Below are 22409 nucleotides of genomic sequence, written 5' to 3'. Positions count from 1 at the left end.
GGAAATTATGATTTTCTTCTGTTGTGGATAAATGGCACGCAGGTAATCTCATTCACCCGTAAGGGTTATTTAAATAGCCGGTTCGTAGAAGACACACATACCCGATAGATAGACAGCGTGGGAGGACTTCCTTATAATCGAAGGATAAGAAGGCGTGAACGCAAAGGCGGGCTTAATAACGATGAAACCTACGATCTATGATGTGGCACGGGAAGCAGGCGTCTCTATCGCTACGGTGTCCAAGGTATTGAATAAGAGCGGCCGGATCAGCGACAAGACGCGGGAAAAGGTGGGGCGGGTCATGGAGGAGCTGAACTACCAGCCCAGTCTGGTAGCTTCTGCCCTGACCAGCCGCCGGACGGGGACCATCGGGCTGATGATCCCCGATATTGCCAATCCTTTTTTTGCGGAGACGGCCCGCGGCATCGAGGATTACGCCCAGGAGCAGGGCAGCGACTTAATCGTGTGCAGTACGGACCGCAGCGATGAGAAGGCGGCCCGATACATCTCGCTGCTGCTGCGCAAACGGGTGGATGGCCTGATTATTGCCTCTCATACGGGGAATCCTGAGCTGATTCGCGGAATGGTGGCCGATCATGTGCCGCTTGTGCTGTTCTCAGCCGATATCCGTATGCTGGAGGGCAATAGTGTCACCGTCGATGACTACAAAGGCGGCTATCAGGCCACGGAATATCTGCTGTCCCTCGGTCACCGCAGGCTGGGAGTTATCTCTGACAATCTGCCGGGGAGCAGGCTGCGTGTGGAGGGGTTCCTGGATGCGCTGAAGGCGGCGGGGATTTCTTTTGACAATCCGGCGAATATGATCCACACCTCGGCTACGCTGGAGAACGGGCGCACGGCAGCGGCAGAGATGCTGAATCAGGCACAGGACATACGCCCGACCGCCATCTTTGGCTGCAATGATCTATTGGCAATCGGGGTGCTCAAGGAGGCGCGCAGTGCCGGCCTGTCCATTCCCCGCGATCTGTCCGTAGTAGGCTTCGACAATACGATGCTGGCAGAAATCTGCCATCCCTCGCTGACCAGTATCGCCCAGCCTCTGCGCGAGATGACCGAGCAGGCGATGCTTCTGCTGAATGAATCGATCAGTAACCCCACCAGCCCCAAGCGCAAAATCATGCTGATGCCCGAGCTGGTCATCCGCCATTCGACGGGTCCGGTTCCGCACTAATAACACCACTATCTATTAAAGACCTGTTCCGGCAGCGGCTGGGAGCGGGTCTTTTTTGCGTGCAGTGGGGGGAGGGCGAGATGTGTGGGGGGAGTGTGCCGGAGGGATGCGAAAAACCGATTATTGATATCGCTTTCAAATTGAGGATTGCCAAAAGCGCGCTTCTAAACTATACTGAAGTAGAAAATTAGGTTAAGCGCTTACCCTTCCCCGAGATGAAATGAACCATTCTGTTCCAAAGGAAACGAGTAAACGTTGAAATACTCGTTGAAATACTCGTTGAAATACTCAATCTACACGCCAACCGACTCTTAATGCAGCGTATCAAACTAACCTTAAGATTGTGCGATTTATAGCATCATTGCGCTTATTTACAACTTCACTGTACGAATTACAACTTCATTGTCCAATTCACAACGATTTTCAGCCATTCGTATTACCGTAGTACCGAATGAATTACCTTTTCCCTAGCTTGATCAAGGAGGCATCACTATGAACGGTTTACAGTTCGACCCTGACCGGCGGCTGGATGTAGTTGCTGTTGGCCGGTTGTGTATTGATTTGAACGCCAATGAGACCGGGCGGCCGATGGAAGAGACGATGACCTTCACCAAATATGTCGGCGGCTCTCCGGCCAATATTATCATCGGTGCAGCGCGGCTCGGCATGCGTACCGGCTTCATCGGCAAGCTGGCCGACGACCAGATGGGCAGGTTCATCCGCAGCTATCTGCGCAAGGATGGCATCGACGACAGCCAGGTCTGCGTGGACCGGACGGGTGCGGTGACGGGGCTGGCTTTTACAGAAATCAAGAGCCCGCAGGAATGCAGCATTCTAATGTACCGCGACCATGTGGCCGATCTGCTGCTGAACACGGAAGAGATCTCTGAGGCATACATCGCCAGCTCCAAGGCGTTGCTCATCTCCGGTACGGCGCTGGCGCAGAGTCCTTCCCGCGAAGCGGTGTTCCTGGCGCTGGAATTCGCCCGCAAGCATAATGTGACCGTGTTCTTCGATCTCGATTACCGCCCTTATACCTGGACATCAGCCGCTGAAACGGCGGTCTACTATAACCTCGCTGCCGAGAAAAGCCACTGCATCATCGGCACGCGCGAAGAATTCGACATGATGGAGAATCTGTATAATCTGGCTGGCGCAGATGATCAGGCCACGGCAGCCCGCTGGTTCTCGCATCAGGCAGAGCTGGTGGTCATCAAGCATGGCGGCAGCGGCTCGATCGGCTATACAGCGGATGGGCAGAGCCACCGGAGCGGGATTTTCCCGGCTAAGGTACTCAAGACATTCGGCGCAGGCGATTCCTATGCTTCCGCTTTCATCCACAGTCTGATGAGCGGGCACAGTGTCAGTGAGGCGATGCGGCGCGGCAGTGCTTCGGCATCCATTGTCATCTCCCGCCACAGCTGCTCCGATGCTATGCCAACCCTGGAGGAGCTGGAGGAATTCCTGCGAACCAACGAGGAAGTTACGGCAGGAGCGCAATAAGTAAGGGCAGTCAGCAGACTTTATATAGAACAGAAGGAGTGGACAGAATGACAGAGCAAACGGCACAAGTATTGAAAAATTATATCGACGGGCAATGGGTAACAGCCGATACGGAGCAGACGGAGCCGGTAGTGAATCCGGCCACAGGTGAGCTGCTGGGCAGAACGCCTCTATCCGGCAGAGCCGATGTGGACCGGGCGGTGGCGGCGGCTAAGGCAGCTTTTGCAGGCTGGTCCGCAACACCGGTGCCGCGCAGAGCACGGATTCTGTTCAAATATCAGCAGCTGCTGGTCGAGAATTGGGAGAAGCTTGCGAAGATCATCACGCTGGAGAACGGCAAAAGCTTCAAAGAAGCCTACGGCGAGGTCCAGCGCGGCATTGAATGCGTAGAATTTGCAGCAGGCGCACCGACGCTGATGATGGGCCGGCAACTGCCGGATATTGCGACTGGCATCGAGTCGGGCATGTACCGCTATCCGATTGGAGTAGTCGGCGGGATTACCCCGTTCAATTTCCCAATGATGGTGCCGTGCTGGATGTTCCCGCTGGCGATTGCCTGCGGCAACACTTTTGTGCTGAAGCCCTCGGAGCGGACACCGCTCCTGGCAGCCCGCCTTGCGGAACTGCTGGAGGAAGCCGGACTGCCGAAGGGTGTGCTGAATGTGGTGAACGGCGCGCATGAGGTGGTGAACGGACTGCTGGAGCACCCGGATGTGAAGGCGATTTCTTTTGTCGGATCGCAGCCGGTAGCGGAATATGTATACAAAAAAGGAACGGACCATCTCAAGCGCGTTCAGGCGCTAGCCGGAGCGAAGAACCACTCCATCGTGCTGGCGGACGCGAACCTGGAAGCCTCGGCCTCCCAGATTGTGAATGCGGCCTTCGGCTCTGCCGGGGAACGCTGCATGGCCTGCTCGGTGGTAACGGTACAGGAGGAAGTCGCCGATGAGCTGATCTCGATCCTGCTGCGGGAGTGCAATAGCATGACCATTGGGAATGGTCTGGAGGAGGATACGTTCCTGGGGCCGGTGATCCGTCAAGGCCATAAAGAACGGACGGTTAGCTACATTGAACAGGGCATCGCCGAAGGCGCGAAGCTGCTCAGGGATGGCCGTGAGGATGCGGCAGTGCAGGGAGAAGGTTATTTCATCGGACCTACGCTGTTCGACGGGGTGACGGAGGAGATGAAGATCTGGCAGGAGGAGATTTTTGCGCCGGTGCTGTCGGTGATCCGGGTGAAGGATGTGGCCCAGGCAGTGGAGATTGCGAATCGCTCGCGGTTTGCGAACGGAGCTTGTATTTTCACGAATGATGGCGGTAAAGTCCGTTACTTCCGCGAACATATCGAGTCTGGCATGCTGGGAGTAAATGTTGGAGTGCCTGCACCGATGGCGTTCTTCCCGTTCTCGGGCTGGAAGGATTCGTTCTATGGCGATCTTCATGCAAACGGAAGCGACGGGGTAGAATTCTATACGCGCAAAAAAGTCGTCACTGCCCGCTGGCAGTAGACAAGGCGAAGGGAGGAACATGAAGTGGAACGTATCCGATTAACGACAGCGCAGGCGCTGGTTAAATTTCTGAATCAGCAGTATGTGGATTACGGCGGCGGGCCGGAACGCTTCGTGCACGGGGTATTCACCGTGTTCGGGCATGGCAATGTACTTGGATTGGGGCAGGCCTTGCAGGAAGCGCCGGGTGAACTGACGGTCTACCAGGGACGCAATGAGCAAGGGATGGTTCACGCGGCAACCGCATTCGCCAAGCAGAGCCGCAGACGTAAGATTATGGCCTGTACCGCTTCAGTAGGGCCGGGGGCCGCTAACATGCTGACGGCTGCTGCAACAGCAACGGCGAATCAGATTCCTGTGCTGCTGCTGCCGGGAGATACCTTCGCTACCCGCCAGCCTGACCCGGTGCTCCAGCAGATGGAGCATACGTATAATCTGTCGATCACGGTTAATGACGCCTTCAAGGCAGTCAGCAAATACTGGGACCGGGTCACCCGGCCGGAGCAGCTGATGTCGGCAATGCTGAACGCGATGCGGGTGCTGACTGATCCGGGAGATACGGGGGCGGTTACGATTGCGCTGCCGCAGGATGTGCAGGGCGAAGCCTGGGAGTATCCGGCTGATTTCTTCCGCAAGCGGATTCACCGGGTCATCGCCCGGCTGCCTCATCCGCAGGAGATTGCGGCTGCGGCTGAGCTGATCGCCAGCAAGCAGCGGCCGCTGCTGGTCTGCGGCGGGGGTGTCCGGTATGGGGATGCCGGAGCGGCGCTGCGCGCTTTTGCCGAGAAATTCGCTATTCCGTTCGGGGAGACCCAGGCCGGCAAAAGTGCAGTAGCCAGCAGCTTCGAGTACAACCTCGGCGGTATCGGCGTCACCGGCAACGGCTGCGCGAATGCGCTGGCCCCGGAGGCCGATCTGGTGATCGGCGTCGGTACCCGTTTCACGGACTTCACCACCGCCTCGAAGAGTCTGTTCAGTCATTCTGAGGTGGAATTCCTGACGCTGAACGCTTCGCCCTATCATGCGGCCAAGCTGGACGCGTTGGCGGTAGTTTGCGATGCAGCCGAAGGCTTGAACGCCTTAGCCGCAGCGCTGGAGGAGCGGGGGTACCGCTCAGCGTATACGGATGAGATCGCCCAGGCGAAGAAATCGTGGGCTGCGGAGAGAGAACGCTTAGCTGGTGTGGAGTATCCGGCGAACACCGGCAACACAGGTGTGTTCACCCCGGAAGTAGCCGGACAGCTCGATGAGAAGCTCCCGGAATATGCAGAGGTGCTAGGCACTTCGCTGACCCAGACGCAGGTGCTGGGGATCATTAATGAAGCTATTCCGCAGGATGCGATTGTCATCGGAGCGGCGGGCAGTCTGCCGGGAGATATGCAGCGGATGTGGAACTCGGAGGTGCCGGATACCTATCATATGGAATATGGCTTCTCGTGTATGGGCTATGAGATTGCCGGGGCGCTGGGCATCAAGCTGGCAGAGCCGGGGCGTGAAGTCTACGCGCTGGTCGGGGACGGCAGCTACCAGATGCTGCATTCCGAGCTGGTAACCAGCTTGCAGGAGAACCGGAAGATCAACGTCCTTCTGCTGGATAATGCAGGCTTCGGCTGTATTAATAACCTGCAGATGGAGCAGGGAATGGACAGCATGGCCACAGAATTCCGCCACCGGGGTACGGACGGGCAGCTCAGCGGTGAGCTGATGCGGATCGACTATGCGGCGAGTGCGGCCGGTTATGGAGTACAGACCTTCCGTGCATCCACAGTCGGGGAGCTTCGTACGGCTCTGGCGGCGGCCCGCCAGTCGGAACGCTCCACGCTGATCGATATCAAAGTGCTGCCGAAGACGATGACCCACGGCTATGGGGCCTGGTGGAATGTCGGGGTAGCGGAAGTGTCCGGCAAGGAAGCGATGCAGGAGGCTTATGACCGGAAGCGCAGCGGACTAGAGACAGCCCGGAGCTACTGAGCGGGCGCTGGATGTGCGCTGAATGTGCGCGAAGCAGGGCAGACGGCGCACAGTGAATCAAGGATTCTGCCATACTTGGGATTGTGGAAGGGGTAGAACATGAGCATGTTCAGAGACAATGCCGTCCGGCTGGCGATCGCTCCGATTGCCTGGACGAATGATGATATGCCTGAGCTGGGGGGCGGCAATACGTTCGAGCAATGCATCAGCGAGATGGCGCTTGCCGGATATGAGGGCAGCGAGGTGGGCAACAAGTATCCGCGTTCCCCGGAGCTTTTGCACAGGGCACTGGGGCTGCGCGGTCTGAGTATCGCCAGTGCCTGGTTCAGCGCCTTCCTGACGGAGCGTCCGTATGAGGAGACGGCGGAAGCCTTCCTTGCGCACCGGGATTTCCTGCATGAGATGGGCGCCAAGGTCATTGTCGTATCCGAGCAGGGCCGGAGCATTCAGGGGCAGATCGATACGCCGCTGTTCGCTGACAAGCCGGTATTTACCGAGGCGGATTGGGCTGCGCTTGCCGCAGGTCTTAGCGGGCTGGGACGGCTGGCGGCCGAGAAGGGCATGACGCTGGTCTATCACCATCACATGGGCACCGGGGTGCAGACCGCAGCGGAGATTGCCCGGCTGATGGAGCTTACTGATCCTAATGAAGTGTCGCTCTTATACGATACGGGACATTTGGCCTTCTCCGGCGAGAATCCTCTGGAGGTGCTGCGTGAGCATCTGCCGCGGATTAAGCATGTGCATCTGAAGGATATCCGGCCGGAGGTGGTCCAGCGTGTGAAGGCGGAGAGCCTTAGCTTCCTGCAGGCGGTAAAAGCGGGAGCCTTCACCGTACCGGGCGATGGCTGCATCGCGTTCGGAGAGATTTTTGCCGAACTGGCTGCCTCTCCCTATACGGGATGGTTCGTTGTCGAAGCAGAGCAGGACCCGGCGCTTGCCGATCCGCTGGAATATGCGATCAAGGCGCGGCGGTATATCCGGGAAAATAGCGGTTTGTAGCCTGCGAGTATAAGGCGAGCCGCCTCGGGATAGTTGATGTATAGGAGAGTATATTGTTTGAACATTTCACCCTTCGGGGTGATTTTGTTATTGTACGGGCTGGTAATTTATTAAGGAAATGAGGAGCATTAGTGCACCTGAATTCGGCAGATAAGGGTAAGTACGGAAATCCTGCTCAAATTGCAACAGTGCTGCTCAACAGGAGCGGCCTGTGCGGAAATCCTGCACGAAATGCAACAATACCGGCTCTAACTTACTCTATACACCAGAATTGCTGCAAATGCTGCAACAATACGCCATAGCCAGTAACTAATTTAGATAATTCCTGCCCAAAGTGCAACAATGCTGCTCAATTGGAAGTGGTGAGTTTGTCTCATCACAGTTCATCTAATTAGCCAGTCCCAGACAGAAGTTAGTCTACAGCCGGCAGCTAATCCCCATATTTACCCACCCCCAGACCGCTATTCCCGAGCGGGCATTGGCACAGGTGCGCGGGAACAGCGGGCTGCGGGTAGAATGACTTTATCTGGTTAGCTGGAGGGGAAGCGCATGTGCTATAATGGCAGGAATTCAACGGCGGTCAGTTCTGCCAGTTGCACAGTAAAAATAGGCCTGATGTTCAGGATCGCCGCAGAGCGGCTTCGAACCATATGTGTTTGAAGCGGGCGGAGGCGGCCTTGTACCCTGATGGTTGTGGAGGAGGTTGTCGAATGTTCCGTTCCTGGTATCGCCGGTTGCTGCTGTCTTATTTCCCTATATTTTTGCTGACGGTGACGATTCTGATCTTTGCCTCCTTTGTGTTTATTAATGATATCTCCCGGACGGAAACGAAGAAGGCAGACCGCATCTCCGCCAGCTATCTCAGGGATAGTGTGGACCGGACGATCAAAGAAGCCGAGCTGTCGGTGCTGGAGGCGGTTGAGCGGAACGATGTCTACAAGCTCTATTTCAATAATCAGGGGGAGCCGGACAGAGGCACTGTCTATGCGGTTGCCCAGAGTCTGCGCAATCTGATCCAGGAATCTTCGAATATTCAGTCCGTGTATTTGTATGACCGTGAGCGTGGAAGCGTTCTAACCGATACGGGGTTGAAGGAGCTGGACGGATTCGCCGACGAGGACTGGATCAGGGCCATGACTTCGACTCCGGCAGTACCGGAAGGCTGGCAACCGGTCAGGGAATATCATACCGATATGTCCCAGCGTACAGAAATTCGTGTGCTGACTACCAATAAAGCAATGCCGCTTCCCTTCGGCTCCGGGGGGATGCTGGTCATCAATATCAAAATGAGTGCCCTGGAGCAGCTCATTGACAGCATGGTTAACCAGCAGCTCTCGTTCATGACCATTCTGGACGGCAATGGCAACACCGTGTACCAGGCCCATTCCGATACAGAAGGTGTGGCTGACGGCAAGCTGCTGAACACGCTGAAGCTGGAGAGAAACGGCTGGACGTTCGAGAGTGGAATCAAGGCGGGGAATCTGTTCAGCTGGGTCTCTGTAATTTCCTATCTCTGGGTAGCGATTGCGGTGGGAACCGTGGTCTGTGCGGTATTGTATCTGATCTATGTAACCCGGCGCAATTATAAGCCGATCCAGGTGATTATGAACCGGATTGAGGGCCATCAGATCCGGATGATGGATCAGTCTACCGACAGGCCGGACGAGATGATGCTGATTGACGGCGTGCTGGAGGATCTGATCAACCACATGACCGATTATGATAAAAAAACGAGGGAGAACCTGCTGCTGCAGCGCAGCAAGCTGTTCACCGATCTGCTGCACAGCGAGCGGCTGGAGCAGGTGACCCAGCGGCTGGAGGAGCTGTCTCCGCTTACCGGTGCGAATGCTGCCTCACGCTTCATCGTTGTGCTTGGGGAGATTAACCGCTACGAGCAGGTATTCGAGGACCGGTATACCCGGGGCGACCAGAATACGCTGAAGTTTGCCCTGATGAATGTGTTCCAGGAATTGGCGCGGAACGCGGAGCTGCAGGGCTGGGCAGAATGGGTGGGAACCGAACGTGCAGCGATCCTGTTTCTGGCCACCGGCAGCGATCAGGAGATGGAAGCCAAGATCCGGGTTTTTGCGGAGGATTGCCGCTCCTGGGTCGAGCAGAATCTGCGGATCTCGCTCAGCTTCGGCATCGGCTCCGCTGCCGCCGGGCCGGTGATGATCCGGGAGTCTTATGCGGCAGCCGAATATGTGATGCAGCACAAGCTGCTGATTCATGAGGATATCGTCTTGGCAGGCAGCGGCGCAGCGCGCCAGCCACTGCTTGAGACGTATAAATACCTGCAGATGATCGCTGAATTCGTGAAGTACTTCCGCATGTCGAGCGGCCAGTGGCGGGAGCAGCTGGAGCGGATTTTCGAGGCGTTTGAACAGGATTTCCTGAAGGACGAGGATATCCGTTCCTTAATTCAGGCTATGCTGCAGATGCTGAGCCGGGAAGTGGCGGTGATGTCCGAGCAGCTGCAGGACGAGCTGTCGGCGGAGAATGCGCAGGTCCGGCTGAAGCAGCTGGAGGAGGCCGAGGCGCTCCGTGAAGTGAAGACGATTTTATTCGAATATGTCACAGATTTATTCCGGACCTATGTCTCTGCCAGCGAGACGAAGAGCTACCGGGCCATGGTCAATGAGATGAAGGATTATATCGAAGAGAATTTCACCAACCCCGATCTTTCATTGAAGCATCTGAGTGACCGGTTCCAGGTCTCCGGCAAATACGCGAGCTATCTGTTCAAGACCGAATTCAAAATGAAGTTCGTGGATTTCCTCACCGAGCTGCGGATGAAGGAAGCCGAGCAGCTGCTGGTGGATACGGATTGTTCCTTGCAGGATATCGCGCTTCAAGTAGGGTATGGGAATGCCATTTCGTTCGGCAGAGTCTTCAAGCGGATTGCCGGCATCACGCCGGGCGATTACCGTTCTTCCAGACGCCGCGAAGCAGCCTCCAGATTGGAGCCGCAGGACTAGAGGAAGCTTCACTATGGAAGGAATTCCGTTAGCCGGTGAAGCCATAGAATTCATCTGCTACAACCGTGTAAGCACCAGGCCGCATCTCTTTTCCGCCAACCTCTGAAAAAAGGGGGCGAATAGCGATGCGGCCTGTATTTTTGCCGATATGAAAGCGGTTTATTGTACGAAAATGGTTGGTCTGATAAACCGGATGTCCGAATTCAGGCCCTTTATCGCATCCGAAACAGGTTTATTGTCAGACCGCCAAAAGTTATGAAATACTGTGGTCATCCCGGAACAACAAGCAGCCTTGAACGCTGAGGGGGGAATACAGGCTTGAACGGGACATTACTAAGAGTACGGGCACAGTGAAGCTCGGGGGTATCATGCAGTCACCATTATAGCCTGCTAAAGGCGAGGGAGATGGAACAATGACAGTGAACGTAAATCAAAGAGTTCTGAAGAAGGCAATCGGCATCGGCTTGACCGCAGTAATGGGGGCTACTCTGCTTGCAGGCTGTTCCTCGGACGGTAAATCGAATTCGGCAGCCGGAGGTACAGATGCACCCGGGAAGAGCGCTGAACGCGTAACCTTGAAGGTGGAGATCTTCGACCGCGGTAAAACGCCGAAGCAATACACCATTACCAATAACTTCGTGTCCCAGATGATTCAGAAAAATTTCGGTGATCCGAATAACATTAATGTTGAATTTGTACCGGTGCAGCGCTCAGAGGAAGTCACGAAGCTAAATGTACTGATGGCGAGTAATTCTGATGTGCCGGATATTGTCTTCACTTACGATTCCAGTGTCTTCTACCGTTACGCCCAGCAGGGCGGTCTGACGGATGTGGGTTCCTTACTGGAGGAGCACGGCCAGACGCTGAAGAAATTCATTGGTGACGAGACGATGACCTTCGGCCAGCTGGATGGCAAGCAATTCGCCATTCCGGGTAAACGGGCGATTACAGGCCGTTACGCTTCATATATCCGCCAGGACTGGCTGGATAAGCTGGGGCTGCCGGTACCGAAGAACACTGATGAGCTGTACACTACTTTGAAAGCGTTTAAAGAGAAGGACCCGGGCGGTCTGGGCAGCAAAACCATTCCGATGGGCATGTCCCTCGGCTCGGCTCAGCTGGAGACCCTGATCTACTCCTTCATCAAGCCGATCAGCGGCGACCTTACTTACAGCCAGCGTTATGAGCTGCCGCTGCATGAGGGCTTCAAGGATGCGGCACAGTTCCTCAACAAGCTCTACAATGAAGGGCTGGTCAGCAAGGACTTCAGTCTGGATGAAGACAAAGCCCAGGTATCCAAGGACATTCAGAACGGCAACATCGGCTTCTGGTCCGAGGATGTGGATAGTATGTTCTATGCCGATGGCACACTGGATAATCTCTACAAGAATGTGCCGGGCAGCAAGGTGCTGCCTGCGGACATCCTCACCAATGCCAAGGTGGACAATAAGTATATCAAATCCCGCTATGCTTCGAACGGCATGTACATCATGATTCCTAAGAGCAGCAAGCGTGCGGTGGAAGCTGTGAAATACCTTGACTGGATGGCAACTGGAAACAATCTGATTGACATCTACAACGGCGTTGAAGGCGAGAACTACGATATGGTGGATGGTATTCCGGTAGTTAAGGCTGATGTTTCTCAGGAATTCCAAGACCGTCTGTTCACTTCCGGGGACACCGCGATTATCTCCAACGGTAAGAACCTCGGCGATCAGGCCACCAATGAGAAAGCCTGGATTCTGGGCTTCCCTGCCAACAACCAGGAGGCGCTGAAGCAGTCGATTGATATTGCCAACACAGATACTGTGGGTCCGATCGTCTTCGGCAAGCCGATTGAAACGGAATCGAAATACGGCACAACGCTCAGCGACAAGCTTAACGTGATCATTGTGAAGACCGCGATGGCGAAGCCGGATCAATTCGATACTATTTTCGAACAGGAAATGAAGGACTACATGTCTCTGGGCGGAGACAAGCTGAAAGCGGAGCTGGAGCAGGCGCTTACAGAGATTTCAGCCAAATAAACTAAAAAAAGTGAAAACCGGGGGGAGCTGGCATGCTGCTCTGCCCGGTTTTTTCTCCATAGGAGGAGAGGAACTTGAGCAAAGCGTCTTACATTAGAAGGTACTGGCAACTATACGCGCTGCTTTCACTGCCCATTATGTATTTCCTGATTTTCCGCTACGGCCCGATGTACGGGGTGCAGATTGCCTTTAAGGATTTCAACCTGTTCCAGGGCATTAACGGCAGTGAGTGGATCGGCTTCGATGCTTTCCGCGAGGTTTTTGGCATGAAAGAGTTTTACAGCAGTTTGCGCAATACGTTTTTGTTGAATTTTCTCGATTTGGTAGTCTCTTTCCCGGCCCCGATCTTTCTGGCCATTATGCTCTATGAAGTGAAGTCCGTATGGTTCAAAAAAATATCGCAGACCCTCCTCTACATTCCCCACTTTATTTCCTGGGTGATTATCGGAGGTATCGTCTATCAGTTGTTCGGCAACCAATCGGGTATGGTGAATGGTGTGCTGGAGAGTATGGGGCTGAACCCCATTCCATTTTTGACCGAAAAAAATCCATGGCTGATTACTTACCTGTTCACTGGTGTCTGGCAAAGTGCCGGCTGGGGGACCATCCTGTATCTGGCGGCGCTTACGGGTGTCAACCGCGAGCTGTTCGAGGCTGCTGAAGTGGATGGGGCTACCCGATTGAAGAAGATCCGCTACATTACGCTGCCCAGTATCAAACCAACCATTATTACCCTGCTTATTCTCAACCTGGGGAAAATGGTCAGCATCGGCTTCGATCGTCCTTACATCATCGGGAATACGGCAGTGCGCGAATACTCCGATGTGCTCAGTACCTTCGTCTACCGGATTGGTCTGGAATCGGGCCAGTATACGCTGGCGACTGTAGTTGGATTGTTCCAGGCAGTAGTTGGACTGGTATTCATCCTTGGCTCCAATTATATATCGAAAAAAGTGACCGGCGACGGCATTCTATGATTATACAGAAAGGAGGCGGAGTACGATGAGTGAACGTACCTCAAACCGGATATTCGATATCGTTAACGTTACCTTAATTGCGCTGTTCGTGCTGTTCTGCCTGGCTCCGTTCATACACGTTATTGCAGTGTCCCTCAGCTCCACGCGGGCCATTACCTCCGGGGAAGTCACGATTTTCCCGATTGAGATCAACTGGAAGGCGTATGTGCAGGTCTTCACCGACAATGCGATGATCCGCTCGCTGATCTTCACCATTATCCTGACGGTGGCTACGACGGTATTATGCATGCTCTTCACTATTGCAGCCGCCTATCCGCTGACTAAAAGCAAGCTGAAGGGCCGTACTATGTTCATGTACCTGATCATCATCACCATGTTCTTCAGCGGCGGTATTATTCCTGAATACCTGCTGATCCGTGATCTGCATATGATCGATTCCGTGTGGTCGCTGATTCTGCCCGGTCTGGTCAGCCCGTTCAACCTGATTATCCTGATCTCCTTCTTCCGCAGCATTCCGCCGAGTCTGGAGGAATCGGCCGAGATTGACGGCAGCTCACATTTCCGCACCCTGCTGAAAATCGTTCTGCCGTTATCCATGCCGGTTATGGCTACACTCGCGCTCTTCTATGCGGTTGGACGCTGGAACGGATTCCAGGATTCCCTGATGTATATCAATAATCCCGATCTGTATCCGCTTCAGCTGAAGCTCTTCCAGATGGTTCAGAACAATATGATCACTGAGCTGACGAACCTGGAGGGGGCAGCCCGCACCAAGCTGCCGCCGGAGAGCCTCAAGGCCGCCACTGTCGTCTTCGCCACGGTACCGATTCTGGTCGTCTATCCTTGGCTGCAGAAATATTTCGTCAGCGGTGTTATGCTGGGAGCTGTGAAGGGCTAGTTCATAACACTGAAGCGTTGCGAGAGGAGACATGGTCATGGAGGATAAAGGAGAATTCTCCTTCTCCACCTGTTGGAATATGAGACGTCATTCTACTGGTGTTGGATTGCTTAATGAGATCCGGGAGCTGGGGTTCCGCAGGGTAGAGCTGAATTATAATGTGACGGAGGAAATGCTAGTTACCATCGAGCCGATGATTGAACGCGGGGAGATCGGTATATCAAGTGTGCATAATACTTTCCCCCATGTCCCGGACCCTGACTACGGCACGGATTCCGTTCTGCTGGGCTTCGAGGACAAAGAGAAGCGGAAGCGTGCGATAAACCTGCTGGTCCGCTCGGCAGAGTACGCTCAGCGTTACGGCGGGGAAGCTGTAGTGGTGCATCCGGGCGAGGTGCCATTCCCGTATGATATCTCTGGGGAACTGGAGCAGATCTACGAGGGACAGGGCAGGGATTCGGCAGCTTACCGCAGTAAGTGGGCGGAGCTGATGGAACGGCGTGAAGCGTACAGTGCAGGCTATGTGCAGACCATTATCGAGAGTCTGGACGAGGTGTGTAACCGTGCGGTGTCCAAGGGGCTAAATGTCCGCTTCGGCATCGAGACCCGCTCCAAGCCGCAGCAGATTCCGACGCTGGCGGAAGCGGGGACGATAATCAATGCTTTAAAAGGAGCGCCAGTCGGCATCTGGTATGATACCGGCCACGCCATTATGATGGACCGTCTGGGCCTGTACGACAGTATAGGGGAAATGGAAGGGCTGATGGATGATATCGTCGGCGTCCATATTCATGAGACGATCGGCCTCTCCGACCACTGGTGTCCCTATGTGAACAGCGGAGATCCGGATTTCTACGATGCCTATCTGCCGATGATTGAACGGGCGCAGGTCAAGGTGTATGAGCTGAAGGCTGCCTGCCGCCCGGAAGAGATTCATGAGAGCCACCGTCTGCTTACGGCTAAGCTGGCACGCAGGGGATAGGGCAGAAGGCTGATTGGCGAGAGCTTCGAGATTTCCGAGATTGCCGCAAGGAGGAAGCGCAATGTATAAGCAACTGGTGGATAGTAATGACAGAGCAGTAGAGCAGGGAATTCCCCGGCAGGTGCTGGATCAGACTAACCTGTATTATGGAGGAACCCTTGATCCCCATACGGGGATTGCCTGGGTGAATCACACCACCGGCACTCCGACGGATATGTGTTACTGGGGTGCGGCGCTGGTGAACCCGGATTCGAAGTATTACCGGGATGAGGAGCTGCTGGAGCGGTTGAAGCTGGCTACGGAGTTCGTGCTGCGCTTCCAGCATCAGGACGGCTCGATCTCCCCGGGCTGGACGAACTATCATTCACCGCCGGATACGGCCTTCGTTGTGGTCGGCTATGCGCAGTTATATCAGCTGCTGGCGAAGCAGGAGTGGCCGCCGCTTCAGCCGGTGCTGGACAACATGCTCCTGTTCCTGGAGCAGTCCCTACCCGTTATGCTTACGGGCGGGGTCCATACCCCGAATCACCGCTGGGTGATGTGCGCGGCGCTTGGGTTCCTCTATGAGCTGTTCGGCAGAGAAGAGGCCCGGCAGCGGGCGGATGAATGGCTGGCGGAAGGCATGGATATTACACCGGACGGGGAATGGACCGAGCGGAGCAACGGCATCTACAGTGCGGTAAGTGATATTATGCTGATTCATGCCGCCCGGCTGCTGGATAAGCCGGAGCTGCTGGACCCGGTGCGCCGGAACCTGCACATGATGGTCTACCTTGTCCACCCGTCCGGTGAAGTCGTGACCGATTATTCCGGCCGGCAGGATCTGGGGGTGCTCCATGATCTGTCTCCTTATTATCTGCCGTATGCGATTCTTGCCCGTTCGGACAAGGATGCCGTGCTGGCCGGTATGGCCGAATGGGCTGGACGCTCCTTGTCCAATCCGGGCGTCTGCTCGGTGAACGCCCTGGTACGGATGCTGCTGGAGCCGGAGCTGCAGCATCCGCCGGAGGCTACAGCAGAGCTGCCTGTGCAGTATGAACAAATCCTGAACGGTGATTTCCTGCGGGACGGCTATCTGCAAAAGATGGAGTCGGCGGGTCACCAGGGGAAGATCTACCACAGCCGGCTGCATACCGACTTCGGGGCGCCTGTGGCCCGGCTTAGAGACGGGGCGACCAGCGTGACGCTGATCACGGAGACGCCATCGTTCTTCGCGATGCGCCACGGTTCTGTAAGGCTGCTGGCCGTACAGCTGAATACGAGCTTCTACCCCGGATTCGTGCCGATGCAGGAGATGACCCGGCTGCCGGAGGGCTACCTGTTGAAGGGCGTGCAGAAGAAGGGCTACTACGGTCCGGTGGAGGGAGCGCTTCTCCCGCCGCAGGCGGGTACGGCTGTCAGTCCGTGGTATCTTTTGCCGCATCAGAGCCGTCCATTGACCCATGAACAGACACTGTCTGTGGAGACAGAGGTACACCGTACAGAGACGGGCTGGACTATCCGGCTACACTGCGCGGAGCCTGCCCAGGTCCTGGCTCAGCTATCCTTCAAATTCGGCTGGGAAGGTAACTTCACTTCGGGAGAGCTGGAGACGTTGGATGAGGACAACACTTCGGGAGAACTGCAGATGGTGGACGAGGACAACTTCCTGTGGCGCGACGGGCAGATTCGTTATACTTCTGGTGGAGACTGGATCGATCTGACGGGCGGCGAAATGGCGCATCTCGGCAGAACCGCCCCGGAACCCGGCCCGCCAAAGAGCTATAAAACCGTGCAAGCTAACCTGGTTACTCCGTTCGATAAGACATTCACGCTTACTCTCTCTCCTGCGCAGTAGAGCTGGCTGGGTTTGAGATAGGATTGTGCGGGCGCATGCGCAAAGACACCAGCATCTTCGGAGGCTGGTGTCTTTGGCGTGAGGATACGGTCGGCACAATGTGAATGAGGAGCATAAGTGCACCTGATTTCGGGAAAAGTCGGCGGAATGAGTGAATGAGGAGCATAAGTGCACCTAATTTCGGAAAAAGTCGGCGGAATGAGTGAATGAGGAGCATAAGTGCACCTGATTTCGGGAAAAGTCGGCGGAATGAGTGAATGAGGAGCATAAATGCACCTGATTTCGGGAGAAGTGGGCGGCAGGTGAGGTTAACCGCTTCTATCTACTTATTGCAAGAGTAATTGGAGATTTCGGGTGGTTCAGTGGGGTTCAGAGGAGAGGGGCAGATCAGCCTGTAATTTAGTAGATTATTTCCTATTTTATGACTTTTATCATAGTTGTCCACCAGGAAAAGTTTTACATTATTTACAAGTTAGTAAATGCAACTCTATCAGTCCTGAGGAGGATGAGGGCGTATGAGATTGTCTAAGTATAACTACAAACACAGATTGAGCGATGATGTTCTGCTGATCATGAATACATTAACCGGCGCTGTAGACTTGGTTGAGCCTAAGGTGGCCCGTGTTCTTTTTAATAGAAGCTCCGATACTGCTGCATTAAACGATCTGGAACCGGAAACGCGTACCCTGCTTAAGAGCAGAGGGTATCTCACGGATATGAACGAAGAACAATATGTCCGCGAATCACTTGAAACCTACTACCGCTCTCATCCGGCCTTACAATTCACAATCTGCCCCACCTACAAATGCAACCTCGCCTGCCCTTATTGCTTCCAATCGGACATTCACCAGGACTCGCCGACGCTTGACCTTGCACAGATTAATGAGATATTTCAGGCGATGGATCAGATGGTGCATCTGAAGCCTGAGGCGGCCGTCCAGTTCGAGCTTTTCGGGGGCGAGCCCTTCCTGGCCCGTAATCAATCTCAGGTGGAGTATATTTTACAGCAGGCTATTGAGCGGAGCTGGCCTATTCTCTCCATTACGAACGGTACCGAACTCGGTGCGTATTTCCCTTTTCTGCAGAAGCATTCGGCGCATTTCCGCCATATGCAAATCACACTGGACGGCCCGAAGGAGATCCACGACCAGCTGCGTAAATACAGGAACAACAGCGGCAGCTATGATCTTATCTGCTCGAACATTACTTTTCTCCTGGAGCACCATATACCCGTAACCGTCCGAATCAACACAGGCCGGGAGAATGTCCGGCATTTGCCGGAGATGTTCGCCGGGTTCGAGCGGCTGCAGTGGACAAGCTCACCTGATTTCTCCTGCCAGATTGCCCCGATCAATGATAATTTCAATACGGGGAAGGTTGCCGGCTTCCAGCCTGAATCTGATCTTCTGAAGCAGCTTCATTTACTCTTCCCGGATTGGGAAGCCACCCGGCGCAGGTATAAGGTCAGCCTGGGGTATTTCATGGAGAAGAAGCTGCGGATACTCCGCAAAGCTATGTTTGACACAGACGATGACCACTATTACTTTGATCTGTCCGGCTGCAGTGCTTCAAAGCGTCATAATCTCGTATTTGGTGCAGACGGGCGGCTGTATCCTTGTGTTGAAACCGTCGGATTCCCGGATTATTCGATTGGAAGCTACCTTCAAGGGCTGCATTTGGATGAAGAGAAGTGGCAGAGATGGCACCGGGATATCGTGGTGAATGACAAATGCAGACACTGTAATCTTGCGCCTCTCTGTGGGGGCGGCTGCGTACTGAAAGGAAGCAGAGACGGGGAATTAAGGGATTTCGAATCAAACTGCAGCGATACAAGGCAATATCTGAAGACCTATCTCGATCTTCACCGGGACCGTCTGCTCGAAAGCTATTGCCAGTGAACTCCATTACCCTGATGTCAAGGTATTCACCTTGCCATAAATATTCTTAGAGGAGAGGAGGTAATGTACATGAAATCACTGACGAAGAACAAGGATCTCTGGACGAATCTCTCAGCCAAAGACCTTGAAGAAATTACGGTTCCAATGGCATGTTGCCAGAAAGCATCCATTCAAATCAACAATCCTGCCAAAAAAGCCATCTAACAGCATCCTTATATTTGGGAAATAGCGGGAAGCGCATCCTTATGCCTTCCCGCTGTTCATACCAGGGGGGATAGATATTGTATATTTCAGAATATATTCTTACGTATCGCTTAAGAAACGGCCGTCATCTTATCTTCAATTCCCTGTCAGGCGCAATGGATATTGTGGAAGAGCATATCAGCCAGTTCCTCCAGAAACAACAGCCTGTTACCTATACTCTCACCGCTGATGAAGAACAGTTTCTGGCCGGCAGAGGTTATCTGTACAGGGAGCGTGAGGAGGAGCAAGCCCTGATCCGCCGGTACCAAGAATACCAGGATCAGCATGGCTCAGGTGACATTTCCTTTGTGTTCTGTCCTTCCATGACCTGTAATTTGAAATGTGTCTACTGCTTTGAGCCCCAAGAGATCCGCTCCAGCCATGAACGGATGACTGAAGATCAGGTGCAGGCTGCCTTCCTGGCCATGGATCAAATCATGCAGCAGCAGCAGTCCACCCGGCATCATTTTGTTATTTTTGGCGGAGAACCGCTCCTGCCTCTGAACCGCTCCATCGTCGGGCTTATTCTTGAGCAGGCCAAAGCAAGGGGAGTCACAGGAACGGTCATATCAAATGGGGTGTTCCTGTCACACTATCAGGAATTGCTAGAGCCTTACAAGGACATGCTCAGAATCCAGTTAACCATAGACGGCCCCCAGGCGGTTCATGACCGGCGGCGGATCACCCGGGCCAATGAGGGAACCTTTATGAAAATAACCGCTCAGATTGACTCCTTCCTGGAGCATGATTTCGACATCGCTATTCGTGTCAATCTGGATGGTGAGAATATAGAGCATCTGAATGAACTCCTGGATTTCTTCCAGGAACGGCAATGGAATGCTTACCCTAACTTCTCGGTTTCACTGTCTCCCGTTGAGAACTATGCAGGGAATTCCGCCCCGGGCCTGCTGCCCAGTTATCAGCTCACGGAATTCATCAAAGCGCATGTGCCAAACGATAAACTACAAAGGCTGAATGCCGCGTTAAACAGTGATCTAACCAGACTCTCCCTGCCATTTGAGAACGTGCTGGGAACAGGTCTCGCTAAAGATAGCTATTTCCCTAACTGTTACTTTTGCGAGGCGGCCGGAGGAAAAACATTCACCTTCTCGCCGGACCACCAGGTCTACCCTTGCACCAGTATTATAGGGGATCAAAAATGGAGTCTCGGAACGTATTACCCGCAGCTTGAGCTGGATGAACAGAAGCTGGCGCTCTGGAAGGAACGTCATGTCTTGAATCAGCCGGAGTGTAAAGGATGCAATATCGCTTTTCTATGCTCCGGGAATTGTCCGGTTCAAGCCGGCCGAACCACCGGTTCGATCTTAGGCGCCTACTGCGGAAATGTGAAGCGTGACCTTGACAGCCATCTGGAGCTGCTGAATGATTCATTCACCGCCTTAAGTTAAATCTTCTCTTACGTGAGGTGATTGGGAAATGATCCAATTGATATGTCCGCCCTATAATGCAGCTGTGGATACAGTTGATCCCCCGCTTAACCTGCTTGTGCTCGGCGCTGCACTTCTTGAAGCGGGGTACGGGGTGTGTCTCACCGATCTGGCATTACTCTATTCAGGCACCAGCCATTTCGATGCAGCAGCCCTTGCCGGTATTGCCCGATTAATCATCGGCAAGCCATCCAGAGTTCTCGGATTCACCGCGATGTGCGGCAATTATTCGATCGCACTGAGAATTGCGGAGGAATGCAAACGGCTGGACCCGGACAGAATCATTATTCTTGGCGGACCCCATGCGAGCTTCGTAGCGGCTGAAACCTTAACCCATTTCCCAGCGATAGACTATATCGTTGCCGGAGAAGGCGAACTGACGCTGCCGGAGCTGGTTGTGGCCCTGGAGTCGGGCCATCCGCTCTCAGAGGTAGAAGGAATCTGCTTCCGTGAAGAGGGGACAATCCGCACCAATCCGCCGCGGCCGATTCTGAGGAATCTCGATGATACGCCCTTCCCTGCCTTTCATCTAATCGAGGATATTGAAGCTTATTTTAGCACTCCGGAGAGCCGGTTTTTTCCGGTTGAGGCGGGACGCGGCTGTCCCTTTAATTGCAGCTTTTGCAGCACCTCGACCTTCTTTTCACGAAAATACAGAACTAAAAGTCCTGCACGGATCATCGCCGAGATGAGATACGTCAGGGATCGTTGGGGAATCACCCATTTCAGCTTAACGCATGATAATTTCACGGTTAATCAGAAGTTTGTCAGACAATTCTGCCGGGAGCTGCTGGATTGCAGCGAGCCCTTCACCTGGAGCTGCTCCTCCCGGACGGACCACGTCAATATAGAACTGTTTGAGGTGATGATGCAGGCTGGATGTAATGGCGTCTTCTTCGGGATTGAGAGCGGCAGCCAGCCCATCCAGCAGGTCATTGGCAAAAAGCTCGATCTGAACCAGGCTTATGAGCTGCTCCGCGAGCTTCATCGGCTGGGTCTGTCATGTACGGCTTCATTTATTACCGGATTTCCCGAAGAGACAACCGAAGACCTTAATCAGACGCTGGATATGATTGTCCGGCTGCTCTCCATAGGAATAGCGGATGTGCAGCTGCATCAACTGTCCCTTTTTCCCGGAACCCAATTGTTTGACGCAGCGAAGGGCAGCCTTGTGCTGGACGAGCAGTTCTGGAGCACGAACGATATGAACAGTGATTTCCAGCTATCCGGCATTGAAAAGAACTGGATTGCCAGCTACCCGCAAATTTTCAGCAACTATTACTCCTTGCGGTCTGTGGATACACATACTCTGCACAGGATCAGAAAGCTCTACTACCCGCTGGCCCGTTCGTTCTTCCGCACCTTGTATTATCTCAATCATCTGGCGGCTGTTCCATACACCCGTACAATCGATTATGTCTCTGCCAGGCTGGATATGCATGAGGCAATGCCGCCGGGAGCGGAGCTGGCCCTCATTCTTGATGAGCTGGTGCAGGGTCTTGTGCCGGAAACCGGGCGGGTCCTTAAGGACTTCCTGTCTTATGAGCGTGCGGTGATGGAACTGATGCAGCAGGATACAGCACCGCAGGACACAACTGCTATGAAGCCTGTCAAAGTGATGCAGCCGCACTATTCGATCCCTGCGCTGAAGCTGCACAGTCCCCTTCCTGTAGAGCTTGAGCTTGCGGAAGGGCATGAAGATTGGATTCTGCTGGTGCTGGAGAGCGCACCGGCTCTTGAAGGGCGCAGGCGCTACGTCCGGGTGATGAGCATGGACCCTTTAAGCATTGCTATTATTCAACAGATGGAGGACGGGAGCGACTTCCGGACGGTTGTACACAACCTGGCGTTAGAGAATCCTTTTGCTGCCAGCGAACAGGAGCGGCAGGAATGGATCAGCCGGGTGTACGACCATTTCCATACGCATGAATTGCTGACTTCCTAG

15 protein-coding genes are annotated in these 22409 nt (G+C 54.2%); all 15 read left to right on the top strand.

Features of this window, described 5'->3' with window-relative positions; genetic code table 11:
* The first annotated feature begins 181 nt into the window (after positions 1-181).
* The 15 genes from ACFSX3_RS06520 to ACFSX3_RS06450 all read left to right on the top strand — a co-directional run bounded on the left by ACFSX3_RS06520 (position 182) and on the right by ACFSX3_RS06450 (position 22409).
* Positions 182-1192: a LacI family DNA-binding transcriptional regulator gene (locus ACFSX3_RS06520; RefSeq protein WP_209993867.1), complete on the top strand. Its 1011-nt coding sequence runs from the start codon at positions 182-184 to the stop codon at positions 1190-1192.
* Between the two features lie 492 nt (positions 1193-1684).
* A complete protein-coding gene (gene iolC / locus ACFSX3_RS06515; protein WP_209993837.1) occupies positions 1685-2695 on the top strand; it encodes a 5-dehydro-2-deoxygluconokinase in 1011 nt (336 codons plus the stop codon).
* 47 nt (positions 2696-2742) lie between these two features.
* On the top strand, positions 2743-4203 hold the full coding sequence (locus tag ACFSX3_RS06510; protein WP_209993836.1) for a CoA-acylating methylmalonate-semialdehyde dehydrogenase: 1461 nt from the start codon (positions 2743-2745) through the stop codon (positions 4201-4203).
* A 24-nt stretch (positions 4204-4227) separates the two neighbouring features.
* On the top strand, positions 4228-6174 hold the full coding sequence (iolD, locus tag ACFSX3_RS06505) for a 3D-(3,5/4)-trihydroxycyclohexane-1,2-dione acylhydrolase (decyclizing) (protein ID WP_209993835.1): 1947 nt from the start codon (positions 4228-4230) through the stop codon (positions 6172-6174).
* A gap of 105 nt (positions 6175-6279) precedes the next feature.
* Positions 6280-7176 carry a myo-inosose-2 dehydratase gene (gene iolE / locus ACFSX3_RS06500; protein ID WP_209993866.1) on the top strand — a complete coding sequence of 299 codons (897 nt, stop codon included), beginning with the start codon at positions 6280-6282 and terminating at the stop codon, positions 7174-7176.
* 710 nt (positions 7177-7886) lie between these two features.
* Positions 7887-10154, top strand: a complete 2268-nt coding sequence (locus ACFSX3_RS06495; RefSeq protein WP_209993834.1) for a helix-turn-helix domain-containing protein — start codon at positions 7887-7889, stop codon at positions 10152-10154.
* A 413-nt stretch (positions 10155-10567) separates the two neighbouring features.
* A complete protein-coding gene (locus ACFSX3_RS06490) occupies positions 10568-12181 on the top strand; it encodes an extracellular solute-binding protein (protein WP_209993833.1) in 1614 nt (537 codons plus the stop codon).
* Positions 12182-12318: 137 nt separating this feature from the next.
* Positions 12319-13158: an ABC transporter permease gene (locus ACFSX3_RS06485; RefSeq protein ID WP_339225348.1), complete on the top strand. Its 840-nt coding sequence runs from the start codon at positions 12319-12321 to the stop codon at positions 13156-13158.
* Positions 13159-13183: 25 nt separating this feature from the next.
* Positions 13184-14056 carry a carbohydrate ABC transporter permease gene (locus ACFSX3_RS06480; protein WP_209993831.1) on the top strand — a complete coding sequence of 291 codons (873 nt, stop codon included), beginning with the start codon at positions 13184-13186 and terminating at the stop codon, positions 14054-14056.
* A 31-nt stretch (positions 14057-14087) separates the two neighbouring features.
* Entirely contained in the window at positions 14088-15038 is a 951-nt protein-coding gene (locus ACFSX3_RS06475; RefSeq protein WP_209993830.1) for a sugar phosphate isomerase/epimerase family protein, read from the top strand.
* A gap of 61 nt (positions 15039-15099) precedes the next feature.
* Positions 15100-16875, top strand: a complete 1776-nt coding sequence (locus tag ACFSX3_RS06470) for a hypothetical protein (RefSeq protein WP_209993829.1) — start codon at positions 15100-15102, stop codon at positions 16873-16875.
* Between the two features lie 515 nt (positions 16876-17390).
* Entirely contained in the window at positions 17391-18773 is a 1383-nt protein-coding gene (locus ACFSX3_RS06465; protein WP_209993828.1) for a radical SAM/SPASM domain-containing protein, read from the top strand.
* A gap of 69 nt (positions 18774-18842) precedes the next feature.
* Entirely contained in the window at positions 18843-18977 is a 135-nt protein-coding gene (locus tag ACFSX3_RS06460) for a hypothetical protein (RefSeq protein ID WP_339223142.1), read from the top strand.
* Positions 18978-19054: 77 nt separating this feature from the next.
* Positions 19055-20425 carry a radical SAM/SPASM domain-containing protein gene (locus ACFSX3_RS06455; RefSeq protein WP_209993827.1) on the top strand — a complete coding sequence of 457 codons (1371 nt, stop codon included), beginning with the start codon at positions 19055-19057 and terminating at the stop codon, positions 20423-20425.
* Between the two features lie 28 nt (positions 20426-20453).
* The gene (locus ACFSX3_RS06450; RefSeq protein WP_209993826.1) at positions 20454-22409 is read left to right on the top strand and encodes a B12-binding domain-containing radical SAM protein; all 1956 of its coding nucleotides are present in this window, start codon (positions 20454-20456) and stop codon (positions 22407-22409) included.

The sequence above is a fragment of the Paenibacillus rhizoplanae genome (genome assembly GCF_042684125.1).
Classification (GTDB): Bacteria; Bacillota; Bacilli; order Paenibacillales; family Paenibacillaceae; genus Paenibacillus_AQ; species Paenibacillus_AQ rhizoplanae.
Note: the sequence above shows the minus strand (reverse complement) of the source record. Positions and strands in the feature narration are given on the sequence as shown.